This window comes from Mycobacterium terramassiliense, assembly GCF_900157385.1.
Taxonomy (GTDB): Bacteria; Actinomycetota; Actinomycetes; order Mycobacteriales; family Mycobacteriaceae; genus Mycobacterium; species Mycobacterium terramassiliense.
Genome location: NZ_LT717699.1, coordinates 255,101 through 274,492 on the forward strand (window position 1 = coordinate 255,101; position 19,392 = coordinate 274,492).

The following is a 19,392-nucleotide window of genomic DNA, read 5'->3' on the forward strand; positions in this document are numbered from 1 at the left end:
CGCATGGCAACGACTTCGAGCGTCACCGCCTCCGACGGCGCCGCCCTGGCGGTCCACCGCTACACCGAGCTCGACGCGGCGCGCCCGACCATCCTCGCCATCCACGGCTGGCCCGACAACCACCACCTCTGGGACCCGGTGGCCCGGGAGCTGGAGGAACGTTACGCCGGCCGCTACAACGTCGTGGCGTACGACGTGCGCGGCGCCGGCGAATCGTCGCGCCCCGCAAGGCGATCCGACTACGCCTTCGCGCAACTGGTGTCCGACATCGGGGCGGTCATCGACAGCCTCGGCGTCGGCCGGGTCCACCTGCTGGCGCACGACTGGGGCTCGATTGCGGCCTGGGCGGCCGTCACCGACGACGCCGTGATGGCCAAAGTTGCTTCGTTCACGTCGATTTCGGGCCCGCACCTGCGGTACGCGGGGCGATTCCTGCGCTCGGCGCGCACGCCGCGGGCCGTGGGCCAGGTCGCGATGCAGCTGCTGGGGTCGCTGTACATCGCGTTCTTCCTGTGCCCGGGCGTGCCGGAGCTCGCGTTCCGCTCCCGGATCGGCGTGCTGGTCCATCGGGCCCTGGAGCGCATCGGCCGGCCCCGCACCGGCGGCCGGCGCGACCCGACGCCGCGATCCATCGGCGACTACGTCACCGGGCTCAAGCTGTACCGCGCGAACATGCCCGGGCCGATGCTGTCGCCCGGGCCGGTGCTGCCGCAGACCACCGTCGCCGTGCAAACCCTGGTGCCGCGCCGCGACGTCTTCGTCACGCCCGCCCTGCAGCGGTTCACCGGCTCAATTCCGCACGGCGGCAGGGTGATTCCCATCGAAGGCGGGCACTGGGTGGTCACGTCTCGTCCCGAGGTCATCGCCGAGTTGACCGCCGAATGGGTCGATCGGCACGTCAACGCGTGAGGCGGTAGCCGAGGTGGGCCACCTCGATGCCGGGCAGCGGCTCCCAATCGAGGGTGCGGCCGTCGGCGCGGAAGTTGTTCTTCTCGTAGAAGCGGCGCGCCTTGTCGTTTTGCATGGCGCACCACAGGACCACGTCGCCGGACGGGTGCGAGCCGAGGACCTCGTCGAGCAGGCGGCCCCCGATCCCGTGCCGCTGGCTTTCCTCGGCGATGTAGAGCGCGTCGACGAGCAGGTCATCGGGTTGGTCGGAATCGGGCCCGAAGATGGCCACACCGAGGGTGCGTCCGCCGGCCTCGGCGACCCACATGCGCCACCCGTGACGCTTCAGGCTCTGCGGGTAGATCTCGGCAACCCAGCGTTTGGGCGGCCCGAGCAGGTCGAGCACCTGGGGCAGCAGGATCCCGGCCCACGACCGCCGCCACACCGGGTAGTGCATCGCCGCGACCTCGGGGAAGTCGTCCGGCGTGGCTTCCCGGATCGCGATGTCGCTGGCCTCCACACGCTAAAGGCTACGGCCGCCCCTCCAGATAGGCCGCCAGCGCGTTCGTCAGACCCCGCCGCGCCATGTCCAGGTCGGCATAGGAGCCCAGCTGGCGCTCGGAAACCAGGCCGCGCATCGCCCCGGGGATGAGGGCGGCCACCTCGCGCAGCCGGTCGGGGTCGACGTCCAGGCCGGCGAAGGCGTGCTGGCAGGTCTCGAGCCAGCTCTTGCCCCAGGAGAACAGCTCTGCGGCCGTGCGCGGGTAGAGGCGCTCCAGCTCGCGGGGGTCGCGGGGGAGCGCGGCGCGCAGGTTTTCGATCGCGCGCGAGTCCGCCGACGCCAGGCCGCGGTAGAGGGTGTCGATGATGGCGCCCACGCGCTCCCGCAGGGGTGCGTCCGGTCGCACGGGTGTCGACAGCGTGGAGAACGCGGCGGCGCGCCGCTCCGCGGTGCGATGCAGCACGGCCGCCCAGAATCCGTCGGCGTCGCCGAACTGGTATTGCACCGCGCCCCAGGTGGCCCCGATGTCCTTGGCGATGCGGTTGGCCGACACCGAGCCCGGCTCGCCCGAGGCCAGCGACTTCAGCGCGGCCTCCAGCATGCTCTCGCGCGTCGCGTGGCCGCGCCGGTTGGGGCGCCGCCCGGCGACCTTGGTTTCGGTCACCCGCCTAGCCTAACATTTTCATAGAGGGTACTGTGATTCTGTCACGAACCGAGGAGGGGCGCGCACATGGCAGGGCTCGATGGCTAAGCCGCCATTGTCGATGAAGCCGACGGGATGGTTCCAGGTCGCCTGGTCCGACGAGATCGGCGTGGGCGACGTGCACCGGATGACGTACTTCGACCAGGAGATGGTCGCGTGGCGCGCCGAGTCGGGCGAGCTCACGGTGATGAACGCCTACTGCGAACACCTGGGCGCGCACCTGGGTTACGGCGGCAAAGTCGTCGGTGAGGTGTTGCAGTGCCCGTTCCACGGCTGGCAGTGGAACTCCCAGGGCCGCAACGTCTGCATCCCGTATCAGGATCGGCCGAACCGCGGCAGGCGGATGCGCACCTACCCCGTGGTGGAGCGCAACGAGTCGGTGTACATCTGGCACGACGCGCAGCGCCGCGAGCCGTACTTCGACGCACCCGACGTGTTCGCCTCGTTCGAGGACGGCCGCGGCGCGGGCGATTACTACCCGCAACAGCGGCTCTTCCGCGGCGGCCTGGAGCTGCACCCGCAGTACGTGCTCGAAAACGGCGTGGACTTCGCGCATTTCAAGTTCGTGCACAACACCCCGATCGTGCCGGTGTTCACCCGCCACGACTTCGCCGACCCGGTGTCCTTCGTGGACTTCACCATCACCTTCGAGGGCGACGACGGCCAGAACATCGAGGATGTCAACAGCGGCGTGGAGGCGATCAACGGCGGGCTGGGCATCGCCGTCACGAAGAGCTGGGGGATGGTCGACAACCGCACCATATCCGCGGTGACCCCGGTCGACGAATTCACGTCCGACGTCCGGTTCATGGTCTACATCGGCCGCCCTGAGACCGGCGCGGGCAAGGATCCTGCGCGCGCCGAGCGCAAGGCGGCCGAATTCGGGCGGGAAGTGATCCGGCAGTTCGAGCAGGACATCGAGATCTGGCGGCACCAGCGCTACTCCGACCCGCCCGCGCTGGCCCCCGACGAATACGAGGGCTTTACCGCAATCCGCAACTGGGCCACGCAGTTTTACCCCGAGCTCTACGCGTCGCAGAAAGGCTGACCCGCAATGAATGCACCCGCTCGACCGATCCGCGTGTTCCAGGTGGCCACCGGAAACGTCGGTTCGGAGATGATCAAGCGGATCGCCACCCAGCCGGACCTGGAACTCATTGGCGTGCACTGCTATTCGCCGGACAAGATCGGTCGGGATGCCGGCGAGCTCGCGGGCATCGGGCCCAACGGGGTGACGGCCACCGGCACGATCGAGGAGATCATCGCCGCCAGGCCGGACGTCCTGACGTTTCACGGCGTGTTCCCCGACGAGGACCTCTACGTCAAGGTGCTCGAGGCGGGCATCAACATCGTCACCACCGCCGACTGGATCACCGGCTGGCACCGTGACAAGAACCATCCGCACCCGTCGGGGAAGCCGGTGACCCAGTTGCTGGCCGAGGCCTGCGACAAGGGCGGAGCCACGTTCTACGGGACGGGGATGAACCCGGGCCTGAACCAGATCCTCGGCGTGGTGTGTTCGGCCGACGTCGCCGACATCGAGAACGTCACCACCATCGAATCCGTCGACGTCTCCTGCCACCACTCCAAGGACACCTGGATCGAGGTGGGGTACGGCCAGCCGGTCGACGACCCCGAGATCCCCGCGAAGCTGGAGAAATACACCCGCGTCTTCGCCGACAGCGTGCTGATGATGGCCGACTGCTTCGACCTGACCCTGGACGAGGTGACGTTCAGCTACGAGCTGGGCGCCTGCACCAAGGACGTCGACCTGGGCTGGTACACGCTGCCCAAGGGCTCGCTGGGCGGCAACTACCTCAAGTACCAGGGCATGGTGGACGGGGTGCCCCGCGTCGAGACGCACCTGGAGTGGCAGATGACCCCGCACACCGATCCGAGCTGGAACATCAAGGGCTGCTACATCACCCAGATCAAGGGCGACCCGTGCATCTACAACAAGCACATGATCTTCCCCAAGCCCGGCGTCGACCTGTCGAATCCGGACAACTTCGCCTCTATCGGCATGACCGTCACCGGCATGCCCGCCCTCGCCGCCATCACGTCGGTGGTGGCGGCGCCGCCGGGCCTGATCACCAGCGCCGACCTACCGCTGCGCGGGTTCGCGGGGCGGTTCAAGGGGTAAGCGCACGGTCAAGGACCCTCGTCGTCTTCGCCGTCATCGAAGAGGCGCTCCGGGTGGTGATAGTCGTTGGTGCGCGCGCCGCGGTCCAAGCGCGGCGGTGGGATCCATTCGGTGCGGCCGTTGGGCAGTTTCCTTGTCTTCCAACCCATTTCCACCAGCTTGTGGTGGGGCGGGCAGGCAAAGGTGAGCTGGTCGGCGTCGGTGCGCCCGCCCGTCGCCCACTCGTCGACGTGGTGAACTTCGCACCAGTAGCCCGGCGCGTCGCAGCCCGGGTGGGTGCAGCCGCGGTCCTTCGCGTAGAGGACGATGCGCTGATCCGGTGAGGCTATTCGCCGGGTGCGCCCCAGATACAAGGGCCGCCCCGAGTGTTCGTCGAACACGGTGAGGTAGTGGTAGGCATGGCTGGCCATCCGGATCACCTCGCGCATCGGCACCACCGTGCCGCCGCCCGTCACCGCCAGGCCCGCGCCCGACGTCAGCTCCTGCAGCGTGGTCGACACGATGACGGTGACCGGCAAACCGTTGTGCACACCGAGTTTCGGATCGCCGAGCTGGCCGCGCACCAGGGCGTTGAGCGCGTCGTGTTGGCGCTGGGCGTGGCTGCGGGAATCGCGGCGTGCGCGGTCTTCGTCGGGTTCGCCGGTGACGCACGCGGTTTCGTCGTCGGGGTTGCACATCCCGGGCGCCGCGAAGCGGGCCAGCCACGCGTCGATGTTGGCCCGTAACTCCGGCGACGCCACCAGCTTGCCGACGCTCATCCCATCCGGGCGTTGGCCGCACCAGGTGAAGCCGCGCCGGCGCTCGCGGTCGGCATCGGAGTATTTCCCATCGGGATTGATCCGCACCGCGCATTGGCGCGCCACCTTCTCCAGCTGATCGGGACGCAACTTGGTCGCTTGGCGCGCCAGAAATCGCTCGGCGTCCGCCACGGCGTCGACCGGGGTCGCTTGCGGCAGGCCGCGAAAGAACGTCTGGATCACCCGCAGGTGCTGCCCGTCGAGCAGGCCGCGCCGCCACACCTTGGCGGTGGCCGGCAACTCCGGCGGCAACTCCTGGCCGGTCAGCGTGAGGCGCGGGGAGAGCTGTTCGGCGTCGCGGAGCCGGCGGGCCGCCTCGGCGCAGCTGATCCGCAGCCAGTCGGCGATCACCTTGTGGGCCGGGCCGCCGATATGCGCGGGATCCTCCTTGGCCAGGCCCGCCATCACGTCGTGGTTGGACGCGATCTGGGTTCGTATCGCCTTCTCCATTCGCACCAGCGCCCGCAGCCGGTCCGCGGGGGCCACGGTGCCGAAGTTGACCCCGGCGATGAGCGCGACGGCCGTGTCGAGCGCGTCCAACCCGGCGCTCAGTTCCGCCGGCCCCTCAATCGAACCCATGTTCGAATGATATCGGCGGGCGGCGACACCGGCACCCGAGATTGCGGTGCCTGTGGATCAACACCGAACTGTGGATAAAACCCCGCGGTCTAGGGTGAAACCATGCGGGTAGGGGTGCTGGGAGCCAAGGGCAAAGTCGGGTCGACGATGGTGGCGGCCGTCCAAGCCGCCGAGGACCTGACGTTGTCCGCGGAGGTGGACGCCGGCGATCCGCTGAGCCTGCTCACCGACGGCGACACCGAGGTCGCCATCGACTTCACCCACCCCGACGCGGTGATGGGCAACCTGGAGTTCCTGATCGACAACGGAATTCACGCCGTGGTGGGCACGACGGGCTTCACCCAGGAGCGCCTCGACCAGGTGCAGGCGTGGCTGGCCGACACCAACACGTCCGTGCTGATCGCGCCGAACTTCGCGATCGGGGCGGTGCTGTCGATGCATTTCGCCAAGCAGGCCGCGCCGTTCTTCGACTCGGCCGAGGTCATCGAGTTGCACCACCCGCACAAGGCCGACGCCCCGTCGGGCACCGCGGCCCGAACCGCGAAGCTGATCGCCGAGGCCCGAAAAGGCTTGCCGCCCAACCCCGATGCCACCAGCAGCAGCCTGCCCGGCGCCCGCGGCGCCGACGTCGAGGGTATACCGGTGCACTCGGTGCGCCTCGCCGGGCTGGTCGCCCACCAGGAGATTCTGTTCGGCACCGAAGGGGAGACGCTGACCATCCGCCACGACAGCCTGGACCGCACGTCTTTCGTGCCGGGCGTGCTGCTGGCCGTGCGGCGCGTCAGGGAACGCCCCGGCCTCACGGTGGGCCTTGAGCCCCTGCTCAACCTCCAATGACCAAGACGCTGCGCACCCAGCTGCTCATCGCCTTCATGTGCCTGGCGTTGGTGGCGTACCTCGTGCTGCTGGGCCGCGTGGCCATCGCGATGATCGGGTCGGGCCGCGCCGCCGCCGTGGGACTGGGCGCGGCGCTCCTGATCATGCCGGTCATCGGGCTGTGGGCGATGATCGCCACGCTGCGGGACGGCTTCACCCACCAGCGGCTGGCCCGCCTGATCGCCGCGGACGGAATGGAACTCGACACCAGCGCGCTGCCGCGGCGGGCGTCGGGCCGCATCGAACGGGACGCGGCCGATGCCCTGTTCGCCACGGTGCGCACGGAGGTACAGGCCGACCCCGACGACTGGCGGCGCTGGTACCGGCTGGCCCGCGCCTACGACTACGCGGGCGATCGCCGACGGGCGCGGGAGGCCATGAAGACCGCCGTCACCATGCAGGCGCGCCGATGAGCAAGACGCTGCTGATCGTGCACCACACTCCGTCGCCGCACACCCAGGAGATGTTCGAGGCGGTGCTGTCCGGCGCCACCGATCCCGAGATCGAGGGCGTCGAGGTCGTGCGACGGCCCGCGCTGACCCTTTCACCGGCGGACATGCTCGACGCCGACGGCTACGTGCTCGGGACCCCGGCCAACCTGGGGTACATGAGCGGCGCCCTCAAGCACGCCTTCGATGTCTGCTACTACCCGTGCCTCGACGCGACGCGCGGCCGTCCGTTCGGCGTCTACCTGCACGGCAACGAGGGCACCGAGGGCGCCGAGCGCGGCATCGAGGCCATCACGACCGGCCTGGGTTGGACGAAAGCGGCACCGACCGTGGTGGTTTCGGGCAAACCCAGCAAGGCCGACCTGGAATCCTGCTGGGAACTGGGCGCGACGGTGGCCGCCCAGCTGATGGGATGAACTACTGATAGCTCGGCTGGAACGCGTCGGCGGGTTGGGCGATCGCCAGCGCCGTGCTGGACCCGATCGGGCCGTGCCGGTCGAACAGGGTCGCGGTGCCGGTGGCCACACCCGCCGTGCCGTAATGGCTTTGGGCCGCCAGGCCCAGGAAATCGCCGTCGGGCAGGCGGCTCGCGGTGACGGTGTAGTCGGCGTTGATGTACCGCAAACCGCCAGTGCCCCAATGGGTGAGCGAGCTCGTGATGTCGCCGACGAATCCCAGCCGGGTGAACGGCGTGAGCGGGTAGCCCTGCACCATCGGGCGGAACAGCCGCGTCCACGCGAACTTCTGGGAATGGGCCTGTTCCCACTCACCGGCCGCGATGCCGGGGCTGCCGCCGAGGCTGGCCCCGTAGCCCCAGATGAGGAACGGCATGTCCGCTGCGAAGCCGTCGGAGCCGTCCGGGAGCGGCGGCATCTCGACCGGGCCTGACCACACCTGCTGCTCGGGATGCTCGCCCCGCCGCAGGAACAGCGCGCTGGCCCGCGCGACCGTCCGCCCGTTCTGCACCAGGGTGCCGTCGACGAGCTTGATGCGCCGGCCCTCGCGCAGCACCGAGGTCCGAATCTGGACCGGCTCGAGCAGGACGGGGCGCAGCAGATCGACCGTCAGGCGGGCGGGCTGGAGGTCGGGATCGAGCCCCGATCGCTCTATTCCCCACGCCAGCAGGCCGCCGACGTTCTGGCCGCCCAGCGCCGCGCCCCACGGTCCCCGGGTCAGCGGGCCCGGCAGGTAGGAGTCACCATCGACAGTGAAGAACGCCTCGGGCATGATGGCGGAATCCTCGATCGTCACCGCTATCACGATAGGGCAGGAGGATAGAGGGACCGGGCATGCCTCCAGTGATCGAAATTCCGCGCGGCCACAACCCATTCCCCATTACGGGTGTGTCCCGCGACGCCGACGGCGTCCCGCGCTACGAGCGCCTGCCCGCCACCCTGCTGGACATGCTCGCCGAGCAAGTCGACAACCGCCCGAACAGTGAGGCCGTGGTCGAACTCGGCGCCGGCCGACTGACCTACCGGCAGCTGTGGGAGGGCGCGGCGCGGGTCGCCGGTGGGCTGCACGCGGACGGGCTGAGCCCGGGGGATCGCGTCGCCGTGCGCTACCCGGCGGGGATCGATTGGGTGCTGGCCTTCTGGGGCACGGTGATGGCCGGCGGCGTTGCGGTGGCGGTCAATACGCGCTCGGCGCGCCCCGAGGTCGAGTTCGTGCTGTCCGATTCCGGCGCGCGGATCGACCTGTCCCCGGACGCGCCGCTGCCCGACGGCCGGCCGTACGTGACCCACGGACTCGGGCACACCGACACGGCCGCCCTGTTCTACACCTCGGGCACCACCGGCCACCCCAAGGGCGTGCCGACCACCCACGAGGCCTTCGTGACCAACACCGAGAACGCGATCCGCTGTCTCGACCAGCCCAGGGATCTCGGCGAGGGGATGCGAACGCTCATCTCGGTGCCGCTGTTCCACGTGACCGGTTGCAACTCACAGCTTTTGGCGGCGATGCGCCTCGGGGGCGCGTCGGTGATCATGCCCGCGCTCAACCTCGACGAGTTGATCGCGACGCTGGGCGCCGAGCGCATCTCGGTCATGGTGACCGTCCCGGCGATCTATGCCCTGATGTTGCGGCACAAGGGGTTTGCGCAAGCCGACGTGTCCGGGGTCCGCTGGGTGGGCTACGGGGGCGCCCCCATCGCACCGTCCTTGGTCAGATCCGTGAAGCAGGCGTTCCCGCAAGCAACGGTGTTCAACGGGTACGGCATGACCGAGACCGCCTCGCTGATGACCGTCCTGCCCGACCGCGACGCCCTCGAGCACGCCGACTCCGTCGGGTACGCGGTCCCCTCGGTGGAGCTGGGGCTGGTCCCGTTCGGCGGTGACGAGCCGGGCGTGGGCGAGTTGGTCGCGCGCGGCGCCAATGTCACGGCGGGCTACTGGAACCGGCCGGAGGCCACCTCGGCCACGTTTGCGGACGGCTGGTTGCACACCGGCGACGTGGTCCGGGTCGACGACACGGGCCGGGTGCACATCGTCGATCGGCTCAAGGACATCATCAACCGCGGCGGTGAGAACGTCTCGAGCGTCGAGGTCGAAGCCGCGCTGCTCTCGGCGCCCAACGTCGCCGACGCCTGCGTCCTGGCGGTGCCCGACGACGTGATGGGGGAGAAGGTCGGCGCCGTGCTCTTCGCCGGCGACGGGGAGATCGACGTGCGGGCCGTGCTCGAGCACTGCGGCGAGCAGCTGGCCGACTTCAAGGTCCCGCAGTACGTCACGGTGGTGTCCGAAGCGTTGCCGCGCAACGCCGGCGGCAAACTGCTCAAGGGCAAGCTGCGCGGGCAGGTGGTCTGGGGGGACCCGCTCCGGTGAGCGCCACCCTGCTGGTCGCCAACCGGGGCGAGATCGCGCTTCGAATCATCCGCACCGCAACGGAACTGGGCTACCGGACGGTCTCGGTGTACGCCGAAGACGACGCCGACAGCCCCCACGTGCACGCGGCCGACGAGGCGATAGGGCTGCCGGGCGCGGGCCCGGCGGCCTACCTGAATCACGCCGAGCTGCTGGCGGCGGCCAAGGAGTCCGGCGCCGAGCTGATTCATCCGGGCTACGGGTTTGTCAGCGAGAGCCCCGAGTTCGCCCGCGCCTGCGCGTCGGCCGGCTACACGTTCGTCGGGCCCGGCGCCGACGTGCTCGAGCTGGTCGGCAACAAGCCGTCGGCCCGCGCCGCCGCGATCGCGGCCGGTGTTCCGGTGCTGCCGGCGACCGAGGGGCCCAGCAGCGTCGAGGACATCAAGGCGTTTCTCGCCGCCCACGGCGGCACCATCATGATCAAGGCGGTTGCCGGCGGCGGTGGCAGGGGAATGCGGAAGGTGAGCGACGCCGATCAGATCGAGCACGCCTACCGACAGTGCGCCGCGGAGGCGCAACTCGGCTTCGGTGACCCCGCCCTGTTCGCCGAGGCGGTCCTGTCCGACGCGCGGCACCTCGAGGTTCAGGTCGTGGGCGCCCCGGCCGGGCACCAGACGCACGCGTTGGCGCTCGGCGATCGGGACTGCAGCATCCAGCGTCGCTACCAGAAGCTGGTCGAAATCGCGCCGGCGCAAGGCATTTCCGACGTGCTGCGCCGCGCGCTGCACCAAGCGGCGGCGCGGCTGTGCGCCCGGGTCGGCTTACGCGGGGTGGCCACCGTCGAATTCCTGGCGGCCGGCGACGGATTCGTGTTCCTCGAGGTCAACCCCCGGATCCAGGTGGAGCACACGGTCACCGAGGAAACGACCGGCGTGGACCTGGTGGCCGCCCAGCTGGCGATCGCCGGCGGCGCGTCGTATTACCAGCTGGGGCTCCCGGCCGGAATCGCTTCGGACGGAAACGAAGTCATCGGCGAGCCGGCGGCGCGGCGCGGCATTGCGATTCAGGCCCGGGTCAACACGGAGACCTTCGCCGCCGATGGGTCGGTGGTGCCCGCTGCGGGCACCCTGACGGTGTTCTCGCCCCCGGGCGGCCCCGGCGTACGCGTCGACACCTACGGCCGGCCGGGCCTGATCACCAGCCCGCGATACGACTCGCTGCTGGCCAAGGTCATCGTCCATGTGCACGGATCGTCGATGCGGACCGCGGCGCGCAAGGCCCGCACCGCCCTGGGCGAATTCGGCATCGAGGGCGTCCGCACCAACATCGAATTGCTGCGAGAGCTGCTGTCCGACAGCAGAATTCAGTCCGGCTGGGTGACTACGGATTTTCTCGAAGAGAAGCTGCCCGAGCTGGCCGCCGCCGCGCTGGCCCACCAGCACGACGCCCGTGCGGCGCCGGTCGAGCTCTATCCCGGCGAGGAAGCGCTGCGTGCGCAATTGGCCGGCACCGTGGTGGAGGTGGCGGCCGAAGGCGAGGAGATCGGCGCCGGCGGCCAAGTCGTCGTCCTCGAGGCGATGAAGATGCAACATGTGCTCACCGCGCCGGACACGCTGCGGACCGTGCGAAGCCTGGTGGCACCCGGCCAGGTCGTCGGAACCGGCGATCCCCTGGTCGTGTTCACCCGTACGGGCGCCGGGGCCGAGGGCGAATCGTCCTCGGCCGCCTCGGATCTCGACCGACCGCGCGCCGACCTCGACGAGGTCGCACACCGGCATCTGCTCACCCGTGACGAGGGGCGGCAGGCGGCGGTGGCCAAGCGGCACGCGCGAGGGCGCCGCACGGCCCGGGAGAACATCGCCGACCTGGTCGACCCCGGCAGTTTCGTCGAGTACGGCGCGCTGGCGATCGCCGCCCAGCGCAGTCGGCGCTCCGAAGAGGACCTGATCGCCAACACCCCGGCCGACGGCCTGGTCGCCGGCCTGGCCACCATCGGCGCCGACCGCTTCGGGAGGGCCGCGGCCGAGGCCGTGGTGGTGTCCTACGACTACACCGTGCTGGCCGGAACGCAGGGCATGCGCAACCATGCCAAGACCGACCGCGTCTTCGAGCTGGCCACCCGAAAAGGCCTGCCGGTGGTGCTGTTTGCCGAGGGCGGTGGCGGGCGGCCCGGCGATACCGACGTCGGCGGGGCCGCCGGGCTCGACGTGCCGACCTTTCGGATGCTGGCCGCGCTGAACGGGAAGGTGCCGCTGGTGTCGATCGTCTCCGGCCGCTGCTTCGCCGGCAACGCGGCCCTTGCCGGGGTGTGCGACGTGATCATCGCGACCCCCGACGCCAACATCGGCATGGGCGGGCCGGCCATGATCGAGGGCGGCGGGCTGGGGGTGTACCCGCCGGAGGCGATCGGGCCGATCGACGTGCAGCGGCACAACGGCGTCGTCGGCCTGGTCGCCCGCGACGAGGCGCACGCCGTCGCGCTCGCCAAGCAATACCTCTCGTATTTTCAGGGCGCGCTCGACGACTGGGAGGCGCCCGACCCGCGGCTCGCGCGACACGTGGTGCCGGAGAACCGGTTACGGGCGTACGACGTGCACCGCGCGATCGCGTCGGTCGTCGACGTCGGTTCCGTATGCGAGCTGCGGCCCGACTACGGCGTCGGGATCGTCACCGCGCTGGTGCGCGTCGAGGGCGTGGCGTACGGGTTGATCGCCAACAGCACCCACCACCTCGGCGGTGCGATCGACGCCGAGGCGGCCGACAAGGCCGGCGATTTTCTCGCCCTGTGCGAGTCGTTCCGGTTGCCGGTGATCTCGCTGTGCGACACTCCGGGATTCATGGTGGGGCCCGAGGCGGAAAAGGAGGCCGCGGTGCGCCGCTTCGGCCGGATGTTCGTCCTCGGCGCGAGGCTGACCGTGCCGCTGGGAATGATCATCCTGCGCAAGGGTTATGGGCTCGGCGCGATGGCGATGGCCGGCGGTTCTTTCCGCGCGCCCCGGTTCACGGTCGCGTGGCCGACCGGGGAGATCGGCGGCATGGGCCTGGAAGGCGCCGTGCGGCTCGGGTTCAGCAAGGAACTCGCGGCCGAGGCGGATCCCGCCGCGCGCCAGCAGCTGTTCGACAAGCTCGTCGCGGCGGCCTACCAGCACGGGAAGGCGCTGCGGTCGGCCACCACGTTCGAACTCGACGACGTCATCGACCCGGCAGACTCCCGGGCCTGGATCACCAGGCTCCCGGGAGGCTGAGGGTGCGACGGTTATGCGTGGCCGGAACCGCAGCCGACGCCCGGCAGGCAGCCGGTTCCGCCCGGCACGCCGCCGGGACCGGCGAACTGGCCGCCCGAGCCGCAGCCGACGCCCGGCACGCAGCCCTGTCCGCCCGGGCCGCCGCCGGGTCCCTGGTTCTGGCCGCCGGAGCCGCAGTTGCCGTTGGCGTCGCAGCCGCCGCCGCCCGGGTCGTCCTTGAAGACGATGTGCGCGGGCGCGGGTCCGGAAGGCGCCGCGGCAAAAGCAACCGAATCAGTCATCGCGATCGGCGCGACCGCTATCGCCGCGGCGGCAGCCCCGCCCACGACCATTCTTTTCGTGAGGGTTAATTTCGTGAACATGCGGGTCGGTTACCACGTACGCACATGTGTAAACATCCTTACAAGCGAACGGGAAGGCTCACCGCGATGACCTCACTGGATTTGACCGGCCGCACCGCAATCATCACCGGCGCGTCGCGCGGGATCGGGCTGGCGATCGCCCAGCAATTGGCCGCGGCGGGCGCTGACGTGGTGTTGACCGCGCGCAAGCAGGAGGCGGCCGACGCGGCCGCGGCGCAGGTCGGCGAGAAGGCCGTCGGCGTCGGCGCGCACGCCGTCGACGAACAGGCCGCGCGGCGCTGCGTCGATTTGACGCTGGAGCGCTTCGGCCGCGTCGACATCCTGGTCAACAACGCGGGAACGAACCCGGCGTACGGTCCGCTGATCGAGCAGGACCACGCGCGGTTCACCAAGATCTTCGACGTCAACCTGTGGGCCCCGCTGCTCTGGACCTCGCTCGTCGTCAAGTCCTGGATGGGCGAGCACGGCGGGGCGATCGTCAACACCGCGTCCATCGGTGGGATGCACCAGTCACCCGCGATGGGGATGTACAACGCCACCAAGGCCGCGCTGATTCACGTCACCAAGCAACTCGCGCTCGAACTTTCGCCGCGCGTCCGGGTCAACGCCATCGCCCCGGGGGTGGTGCGCACACGGCTGGCCGAGGCGCTGTGGAAGGACCACGAGGATCCGCTGGCGGCGACGATCGCGCTCGGGCGCATCGGTGAGCCGGCCGACGTAGCCGGCGCGGTCGCCTTTCTCGTCTCCGACGCGGCGAGCTGGATCACCGGCGAGACGATGGTGATCGACGGCGGCCTGCTGCTCGGCCCCGCGCAGGGGTACCAGGCCCAATGAGTCCCGAGGCGGACCTCGAGGCGCGGGTCAGAAAGTTGCTCGGCGAGCACGACCCGGCCAGCACCGAACCACGGGAATTCCTTGGGGCGCAATACGATGCGGGGCTGGCCTGGGTGTACCTGCCGGAGGGATTCGGCGGGTTGGGGCTGACGCGCAAAGCCCAGGAACTCGTCGACGCCGAGCTCGCAGCCGCGGGCGCGCCGGTGGGCGGCACCGCCAAGAACTACATCGGTATGGGCATGGCGGCGCCGACGATCGCGGCGTTCGGGACCGACGAGCAGAAGCGAAAGTTCTTGCGCCCGTTGTTCACCGGCGAGCAGATCTACTGCCAGTTGTTCAGCGAGCCCGGTGCGGGTTCGGACCTGGCCGGGGTCTCCACCCGGGCGGTCCGCGACGGGGACGACTGGGTTGTCAACGGGCAAAAGGTGTGGACGTCACAGGCGCAGCACGCGACCATGGCCATCCTGGTGGCACGCACCGACCCGACGGTGCCCAAACACGCCGGCCTGACGTACTTCCTGTGTGACATGACGCAGCCCGGCGTGGAAGTCCGGCCGCTGCGCCAGATCACGGGCGAGGCGGAATTCAACGAGGTGTTCCTCACCGACGTCCGGGTGCCCGACGCCAATCGGCTCGGCCCGGAGGGCGGCGGCTGGCGCGTCGCGACCACCACGCTCAACAACGAGCGCGTCGCCATCGGCACCCGCGCCGGAACGCCGCGGGAGGGCGGCCACATCGGCAAGGTCGCCAAGGCCTGGCGACACGAGCCGGCGCTGCGCCACCCCGCCATGCACGACGAGCTGATGCGGCTGTGGGTCGAGGCGGAGGTCCTGCGGCTGGCCGGTGAGCGGCTGCGCCAGCAGGCGAGCGTGGGTCAGCCCGGACCGGAGGGCGCGGGCATGAAGGTTGCCTTCGCCCGCCTGGCCCAGGCGATCTCGGGATTCGAGATCGAACTGCACGGCGAGGCCGGGCTGCGCTACGACGACTGGACCTTGCGCAGGCCGGAAACGGTCGACCTGGTCGGTCGCGAGCCCGGCTACCGCTACCTGCGGGCCCGCGGCAACTCCATCGAGGGCGGCACGTCGGAGGTGTTGCGCAACACCATCTCCGAGCGGATCCTCGGCCTGCCGGGCGAGCATCGCGTGGACAAGGACAGACCGTGGAAGGACCTGGACCGGTGAGCGATCTGTTGTACTCCGACACCGAGGAGGCGTTGCGGGACAGCGTCCGAGACCTGTTCGCCGACCGGTGCCCACCCGAATCGGTGGCGCGCGCCTATGACCCCGAGCCACAGGACTTCTCGGGCCTCTGGCGGACGCTGGCCGCCGACCTCGGGGTGGCCGGGCTGCTGGTGCCCGAATCGCTCGGCGGTGCCGGCGCGGGCGCGCGCGAGGCCGCCGTCGTCATGGAGGAGATCGGCCGGGCCGTCGCACCGGTGCCGTTTTTGTCCAGCGCGGTGCTGGCCACCGTCGCCCTGCTGGGCGCCGGCGACACCGAAACGGTGTCCGCGCTGGCCCGGGGCGAGGTCACCGCGGCGCTGGTGGTGCCGCTGTCCACCGCGCCGGGCGATGCGGTCGCGGGCCTCAGCGGCGACGCCGGCGGCCTGAGCGGATCGGTCGGCAGCGTCGCGGGCGCCGGCGAGGCCGACGTGCTGGTGGTGCCGGTGGCGGGGCCGGACGGGCTCGAGCTGCACACCGTCGCGCGCACCGCGGCGGGCGTGCAGGTGTCACCGGTGCTGGCGCTGGACATGACGAGACCGCTTGCGGACGTGAGCTTTTCGGGCGCGGCGTCGACACCGGTGGGCCCGGTGGGCCCGGCGGGCGCCGCGCTGGCCGACGCGCTGCGCACGGCGGCGGCCCTGCTCGCCTCCGAGCAGCTCGGGGTGGCCCAGTGGTGTTTCGACACCACGCTGGCCTACGTCAAGCAGCGCAAGCAGTTCGGGCGCGCGATCGGCTCCTACCAGGCGATCAAGCATCGCCTGGCCGACCTGTGGTTCGAGATCGGCGCGGCGACGGCGGCCGCGCGGTACGCCGCCGACGCGTGCGCTCGCGGCGACGACGATGCGCCGACCGCGGCCGCCATCGCCCAGGCCTACTGCAGCGGCATCGCGGTCCACGCCGCCGAGGAGGGCGTGCAACTGCACGGCGGCATCGGAATGACCTGGGAGTATCCGGCGCACCTCTACCTCAAGCGGGCCAAGAGCGACCAGTTGGCGCTCGGCACCGCCTACCGCCACCGAGCCCTGTTGGGGGAGCTGGTCAACCTGCCGGCGTCGTGATGGCCGGGGCGTCGTTGAGCCACAGCTCCTCGGTGCGGTCGTGGAAGGTGACCAGCGCGACCGTGTCGTCGCGGCGGCGCATCGCCGACTTGCTCATGCTGGCCCACACCGAGTGGCCGGATTTGTGCCGCAATTCGACGAGCCGCTTGGCGCCCGTGCCGACCAGGGTCACCCAGCGGTCGTCGGCCGGAACGCGGTAAAAGATGTGTTCGAACTCCATCTGGAGCAGATCGTCGGGCGAGTGCCCCACCATCTCGCAGAACGAGTCGTTGGCAAACAGGATGGTGCCCAGGCGGTCGACCGCGAGGGCCGGGGACGGCAGCCGGTCCAGGACGACCAGGGCCGGCATCCGGTGCAGTTCGTCGATCGGCAGGTGGTTGGGCGGCCTCGGGCTTCGACGCTCAATTCGTCGACCGTTGACGGCTGTGGGAATCTTCGCGATCACGGTACCCCCGTCGTCGCCCTGGCATTGTGCCCCGAAGCGGAAAAGTCGCGCTCATGTCTGAACGCGATGTCAGCAAATGGTATGGGAAGGGTCTTAATAAGTCTATAGTTTGCTGACCGTATTAGCTATTAGTCACGTGCCAAATTAATTCCGCGCGCCGTGCACCGCATCGATGCGATTATTCCTAGTCGGGTTTATTAGCTGCAGGACCGGAATTCCTCCGCCCCGGCCAGCGGGCGGGCCCTAGCTAGCAAACTTGAAAACGCGCCGTCGCTAACTCGGCAAAAGTCCGGGTACCGGCGGAAAGTTCCGGCAGCAACCGCCCCGGGCCGGGGTTCGCTAACTCCGGTCGGCGACGGTCGGCCATCTTTTCCTCAGACGGATCGAAACCGTTTCGTCCGGCAATCAGCCCCGGCCGCCCGTCGCGGGCTCGCGGTCGGGGCGGCGCTGCTGCAGAGTAAGCGAAATGCGTGTGTTGCTCTCGACATACGATTCGCGCGGGGGCGTCGAGCCGCTGGTCGGCCTGGCCGTGCAGTTGCAGGCGCTCGGCGCCGAGGCCCGCATCTGCGCGCCACCCGACGAGGAGTTCGCCGAGCGGGTGGCCGGTCTCGGCGTGCCGCTGGTGTCGTTCGGCGAGTCGGTGCGCGCGATGGTGACCGGCGCGGCGCCGCCGTCGGAGGACGATCTGCGGCGGCACATCGACGAGCTGATCGCCGCGCAGTTCGACACGGTCGCCGCGGCGGCGCAGGGGTGTGATGCGCTGCTGGCGGCGGGCCTGCTGCCGGCCGCGGCCGGCGCGCGCTCGGCGGCCGAAAAGCTGGGCATCCACTACGTGTACGCGAGCTATCACCCGACGGACCTGCCGTCACCGCACCACCCGCCGCCGTCGTTCTGGCGCGCGCCGCTGGCTCCGGGCATGGTCGACAACCGGGTGTTGTGGGACGTCGACGCGCGGAACGCCAACGCGCACTTCGGCGCGACGCTCAACCGGCACCGGGCCACGATCGGCCTGCCACCGGTGGACAACGTCCGCGACCACGCCTTCACCGACCGGCCCTGGCTTGCGGCGGACCCGACCCTGGGCCCGTGGCCGGAGCCGGCGGACCTCGACGTGGTCCAAACCGGGGCGTGGCTGCTGCGCGACACCCGCCCGCTGCCCACCGAGTTGGTGGAGTTCCTGGACGCCGGCGCACCGCCGGTGTACGTCGGGTTCGGCAGCATGCCCGTGCCCACGCTAGAGCGCACCGCCCGGGCGGCCATCGAGGCGATCCGGGCGCAGGGCCGCCGCGCGCTGCTCGCCCGCGGCTGGGCCGGCCTGGGCCCGATCGACGACGGGGACGACTGCTTTGCCGTGGGCGAGGTCAACCAGCAGGCGCTGTTCGCCCGGGTTGCCGCCGTCGTGCACCACGGCGGCGCGGGCACCACGACCACGGCCGCCCTGGCCGGCGCGCCCCAGGTGGTGGTGCCGCAGGGGGCCGATCAGCTGTACTGGGCCCGCCGGGTCGCCGAGCTGGGCATCGGCGCGGCGCTGGTGGCGGCGCCGGCGGCGGGCACGCTGTCCTCGCTGCTCGCGTCCGCCCTGGCCCCCGAGACCCGCGCGCGGGCCGGCGTTGTGGCCGGTGAGATCCGCACCGACGGCGCGGCCGTGGCCGCGACGCGCCTGCTCGAGACGATCGGCGCGCGGGGCGGCGCCGGCGTGGCCCTATAGCGCCGAACCGAACACCTCGGTCATCGCCGCCCAATGCCGCTCGTCGGCCGCGGGGTCATAGGGCGGGTTGTCGGGCACCGCGAACCCGTGGCCCGCCGAATACCACTCGATCGTGTGCGCGACCCCCGCCGCCGTCAGCGCCTTGTCGAGCTGTTCGGCGTGGTCGGCGGTGAAGGACGCGTCGTTTTCGGCGCCACCCACGTACACCGTCGCGCTCATCCGGTCGGCCAGCAGGTGCGGGCTGTCCGCGCCGTCGGTCACCAGGCCGCCGCCGTGGAACGACGCGGCGGCGGCGACGCGGTCACCGAGGCGCCCGGCCACCACCACCGAGGTCCGGCCGCCCATGCAGTAGCCGCACACGCCGAACCGCTGCCCGGACACCTCGGGGCGCGCGGACAGGTAGTCGAAGAAGGCGCCGGCGTCGCCGGCCATCTTGTCCGGCGTGATGCCGCCGATCATCGAGAACAGGCGTCCGCGCTCCTCGGCGTCGCTGAACACCGTGGCCATGTCGAACGGGGCCCAGTCGCCGCTGCGGTAGTACACGTCGGGAAGCAGCACCGCATAACCGAATCCGGCCAGCTTCGCGGCCATCTGGTCGAACGTGTCGCGCACGCCGCCGGCGTCGCAATACATGACTATTCCCGGCCAGGGTCCCGCGCCCCGGCCGTCGGATTCCTCGGGGGTGAACAGGCCGACGGGGCAGGTGCCGTCGGCAGTGGTGACGCTGTCGGTGATCTTCGGCATGGCCTCCGTTCTACTCCTGGCACGCAGGCTGAATT

Annotated in this window: 19 protein-coding genes; 12 read left to right on the plus strand and 7 right to left on the minus strand. The window is 70.5% G+C overall.

Annotated elements, in window-relative coordinates; translation table 11 throughout:
- The first annotated feature begins 3 nt into the window (after nt 1–3).
- Entirely contained in the window at nt 4–909 is a 906-nt protein-coding gene (locus MTAB308_RS05380; RefSeq protein ID WP_077098493.1) for an alpha/beta fold hydrolase, read from the plus strand.
- On the opposite strand, the gene MTAB308_RS05385 is transcribed toward MTAB308_RS05380, so the two are convergent.
- Both MTAB308_RS05385 and MTAB308_RS05390 read right to left on the minus strand, forming a co-directional pair.
- The gene (locus MTAB308_RS05385; RefSeq protein WP_083746465.1) at nt 899–1,345 is read right to left on the minus strand and encodes a GNAT family N-acetyltransferase; all 447 of its coding nucleotides are present in this window, start codon (nt 1,343–1,345) and stop codon (nt 899–901) included. The genes MTAB308_RS05380 and MTAB308_RS05385 overlap by 11 nt on opposite strands.
- Before the next feature lie 73 nt (nt 1,346–1,418).
- Nucleotides 1,419–1,991 carry a TetR/AcrR family transcriptional regulator gene (locus tag MTAB308_RS05390; RefSeq protein WP_077098927.1) on the minus strand — a complete coding sequence of 191 codons (573 nt, stop codon included), beginning with the start codon at nt 1,989–1,991 and terminating at the stop codon, nt 1,419–1,421.
- A gap of 142 nt (nt 1,992–2,133) precedes the next feature.
- Between MTAB308_RS05390 and MTAB308_RS05395 the strand changes: the two genes are divergently transcribed.
- Together MTAB308_RS05395 and MTAB308_RS05400 are read left to right on the plus strand one after the other, a co-directional pair.
- Nucleotides 2,134–3,141, plus strand: coding sequence for a Rieske 2Fe-2S domain-containing protein (locus MTAB308_RS05395; protein WP_077098495.1), 1,008 nt, complete (start codon nt 2,134–2,136; stop codon nt 3,139–3,141).
- Nucleotides 3,142–3,147: 6 nt separating this feature from the next.
- The gene (locus MTAB308_RS05400; protein ID WP_077098496.1) at nt 3,148–4,236 is read left to right on the plus strand and encodes an NAD(P)H-dependent amine dehydrogenase family protein; all 1,089 of its coding nucleotides are present in this window, start codon (nt 3,148–3,150) and stop codon (nt 4,234–4,236) included.
- Nucleotides 4,237–4,244: 8 nt separating this feature from the next.
- On the opposite strand, the gene MTAB308_RS05405 is transcribed toward MTAB308_RS05400, so the two are convergent.
- The gene (locus MTAB308_RS05405) at nt 4,245–5,612 is read right to left on the minus strand and encodes an HNH endonuclease signature motif containing protein (RefSeq protein ID WP_077098497.1); all 1,368 of its coding nucleotides are present in this window, start codon (nt 5,610–5,612) and stop codon (nt 4,245–4,247) included.
- Nucleotides 5,613–5,714: 102 nt separating this feature from the next.
- Between MTAB308_RS05405 and dapB the strand changes: the two genes are divergently transcribed.
- Genes dapB through MTAB308_RS05420 form a run of 3 tightly spaced genes read left to right on the plus strand, consistent with a single transcriptional unit; the run spans nt 5,715 to nt 7,353 of the window.
- A complete protein-coding gene (dapB, locus tag MTAB308_RS05410; protein WP_077098498.1) occupies nt 5,715–6,449 on the plus strand; it encodes a 4-hydroxy-tetrahydrodipicolinate reductase in 735 nt (244 codons plus the stop codon).
- On the plus strand, nt 6,446–6,901 hold the full coding sequence (locus MTAB308_RS05415; RefSeq protein WP_077098499.1) for a hypothetical protein: 456 nt from the start codon (nt 6,446–6,448) through the stop codon (nt 6,899–6,901). Before dapB ends, MTAB308_RS05415 begins: the two co-directional genes overlap by 4 nt.
- Complete coding sequence (locus MTAB308_RS05420; RefSeq protein WP_077098500.1) at nt 6,898–7,353, plus strand: flavodoxin family protein; 456 nt, start codon at nt 6,898–6,900, stop codon at nt 7,351–7,353. The genes MTAB308_RS05415 and MTAB308_RS05420 overlap by 4 nt, the downstream gene beginning before the upstream one ends.
- Before the next feature lies 1 nt (nt 7,354).
- Here the strand turns inward: MTAB308_RS05420 and MTAB308_RS05425 are convergent, their stop codons facing one another.
- Nucleotides 7,355–8,188, minus strand: a complete 834-nt coding sequence (locus MTAB308_RS05425; RefSeq protein ID WP_173842122.1) for a thioesterase family protein — start codon at nt 8,186–8,188, stop codon at nt 7,355–7,357.
- Between the two features lie 38 nt (nt 8,189–8,226).
- On the opposite strand from MTAB308_RS05425, the gene MTAB308_RS05430 reads away from it, so the two are divergent.
- Nucleotides 8,227–9,762 (plus strand): class I adenylate-forming enzyme family protein, encoded by a 1,536-nt coding sequence (locus MTAB308_RS05430; RefSeq protein ID WP_173842123.1) that lies wholly within the window; start codon nt 8,227–8,229, stop codon nt 9,760–9,762.
- Nucleotides 9,759–12,986, plus strand: a complete 3,228-nt coding sequence (locus tag MTAB308_RS05435) for an acetyl-CoA carboxylase family protein (protein ID WP_077098502.1) — start codon at nt 9,759–9,761, stop codon at nt 12,984–12,986. The genes MTAB308_RS05430 and MTAB308_RS05435 overlap by 4 nt, the downstream gene beginning before the upstream one ends.
- 11 nt (nt 12,987–12,997) lie before the next feature.
- Here the strand turns inward: MTAB308_RS05435 and MTAB308_RS05440 are convergent, their stop codons facing one another.
- Nucleotides 12,998–13,348, minus strand: a complete 351-nt coding sequence (locus tag MTAB308_RS05440) for a PE-PGRS family protein (protein ID WP_077098503.1) — start codon at nt 13,346–13,348, stop codon at nt 12,998–13,000.
- 66 nt (nt 13,349–13,414) lie between these two features.
- On the opposite strand from MTAB308_RS05440, the gene MTAB308_RS05445 reads away from it, so the two are divergent.
- From MTAB308_RS05445 to MTAB308_RS05455, 3 genes are read left to right on the plus strand one after another with little or no spacing between them, the layout of a single operon-like run.
- Entirely contained in the window at nt 13,415–14,182 is a 768-nt protein-coding gene (locus MTAB308_RS05445; RefSeq protein ID WP_077098504.1) for an SDR family oxidoreductase, read from the plus strand.
- Nucleotides 14,179–15,363 carry an acyl-CoA dehydrogenase family protein gene (locus tag MTAB308_RS05450; RefSeq protein WP_077098505.1) on the plus strand — a complete coding sequence of 395 codons (1,185 nt, stop codon included), beginning with the start codon at nt 14,179–14,181 and terminating at the stop codon, nt 15,361–15,363. The genes MTAB308_RS05445 and MTAB308_RS05450 overlap by 4 nt, the downstream gene beginning before the upstream one ends.
- Nucleotides 15,360–16,460: an acyl-CoA dehydrogenase family protein gene (locus MTAB308_RS05455; RefSeq protein WP_077098506.1), complete on the plus strand. Its 1,101-nt coding sequence runs from the start codon at nt 15,360–15,362 to the stop codon at nt 16,458–16,460. The genes MTAB308_RS05450 and MTAB308_RS05455 overlap by 4 nt, the downstream gene beginning before the upstream one ends.
- Here MTAB308_RS05455 and MTAB308_RS05460 read toward each other — a convergent pair.
- The gene (locus tag MTAB308_RS05460) at nt 16,441–16,905 is read right to left on the minus strand and encodes a PAS domain S-box protein (RefSeq protein ID WP_245831280.1); all 465 of its coding nucleotides are present in this window, start codon (nt 16,903–16,905) and stop codon (nt 16,441–16,443) included. The two genes, MTAB308_RS05455 and MTAB308_RS05460, sit on opposite strands and share 20 nt — an antisense overlap.
- 466 nt (nt 16,906–17,371) lie before the next feature.
- On the opposite strand from MTAB308_RS05460, the gene MTAB308_RS05465 reads away from it, so the two are divergent.
- Complete coding sequence (locus tag MTAB308_RS05465) at nt 17,372–18,613, plus strand: glycosyltransferase (RefSeq protein WP_077098507.1); 1,242 nt, start codon at nt 17,372–17,374, stop codon at nt 18,611–18,613.
- On the opposite strand, the gene MTAB308_RS05470 is transcribed toward MTAB308_RS05465, so the two are convergent.
- Complete coding sequence (locus MTAB308_RS05470; protein ID WP_077098508.1) at nt 18,608–19,357, minus strand: dienelactone hydrolase family protein; 750 nt, start codon at nt 19,355–19,357, stop codon at nt 18,608–18,610. The genes MTAB308_RS05465 and MTAB308_RS05470 overlap by 6 nt on opposite strands.
- Between the last annotated feature and the right edge of the window lie 35 nt (nt 19,358–19,392).

Coding starts and splice junctions, on each gene's coding strand:
- MTAB308_RS05415 (WP_077098499.1), top strand. CDS start 6,446: ATGACCAAGACGCTGCGCACCCAGCTGCTCATCGCCTTCATGTGCCTG.
- MTAB308_RS05440 (WP_077098503.1), bottom strand. CDS start 13,348: ATGTTCACGAAATTAACCCTCACGAAAAGAATGGTCGTGGGCGGGGCT.
- MTAB308_RS05400 (WP_077098496.1), top strand. CDS start 3,148: ATGAATGCACCCGCTCGACCGATCCGCGTGTTCCAGGTGGCCACCGGA.
- MTAB308_RS05465 (WP_077098507.1), top strand. CDS start 17,372: ATGCGTGTGTTGCTCTCGACATACGATTCGCGCGGGGGCGTCGAGCCG.
- MTAB308_RS05445 (WP_077098504.1), top strand. CDS start 13,415: ATGACCTCACTGGATTTGACCGGCCGCACCGCAATCATCACCGGCGCG.
- MTAB308_RS05450 (WP_077098505.1), top strand. CDS start 14,179: ATGAGTCCCGAGGCGGACCTCGAGGCGCGGGTCAGAAAGTTGCTCGGC.
- MTAB308_RS05420 (WP_077098500.1), top strand. CDS start 6,898: ATGAGCAAGACGCTGCTGATCGTGCACCACACTCCGTCGCCGCACACC.
- MTAB308_RS05385 (WP_083746465.1), bottom strand. CDS start 1,345: ATGCACTACCCGGTGTGGCGGCGGTCGTGGGCCGGGATCCTGCTGCCC.
- MTAB308_RS05470 (WP_077098508.1), bottom strand. CDS start 19,357: ATGCCGAAGATCACCGACAGCGTCACCACTGCCGACGGCACCTGCCCC.
- MTAB308_RS05380 (WP_077098493.1), top strand. CDS start 4: ATGGCAACGACTTCGAGCGTCACCGCCTCCGACGGCGCCGCCCTGGCG.
- MTAB308_RS05395 (WP_077098495.1), top strand. CDS start 2,134: ATGGCTAAGCCGCCATTGTCGATGAAGCCGACGGGATGGTTCCAGGTC.
- MTAB308_RS05390 (WP_077098927.1), bottom strand. CDS start 1,991: ATGCTGGAGGCCGCGCTGAAGTCGCTGGCCTCGGGCGAGCCGGGCTCG.
- MTAB308_RS05405 (WP_077098497.1), bottom strand. CDS start 5,612: ATGGGTTCGATTGAGGGGCCGGCGGAACTGAGCGCCGGGTTGGACGCG.
- dapB (WP_077098498.1), top strand. CDS start 5,715: ATGCGGGTAGGGGTGCTGGGAGCCAAGGGCAAAGTCGGGTCGACGATG.
- MTAB308_RS05430 (WP_173842123.1), top strand. CDS start 8,227: ATGCCTCCAGTGATCGAAATTCCGCGCGGCCACAACCCATTCCCCATT.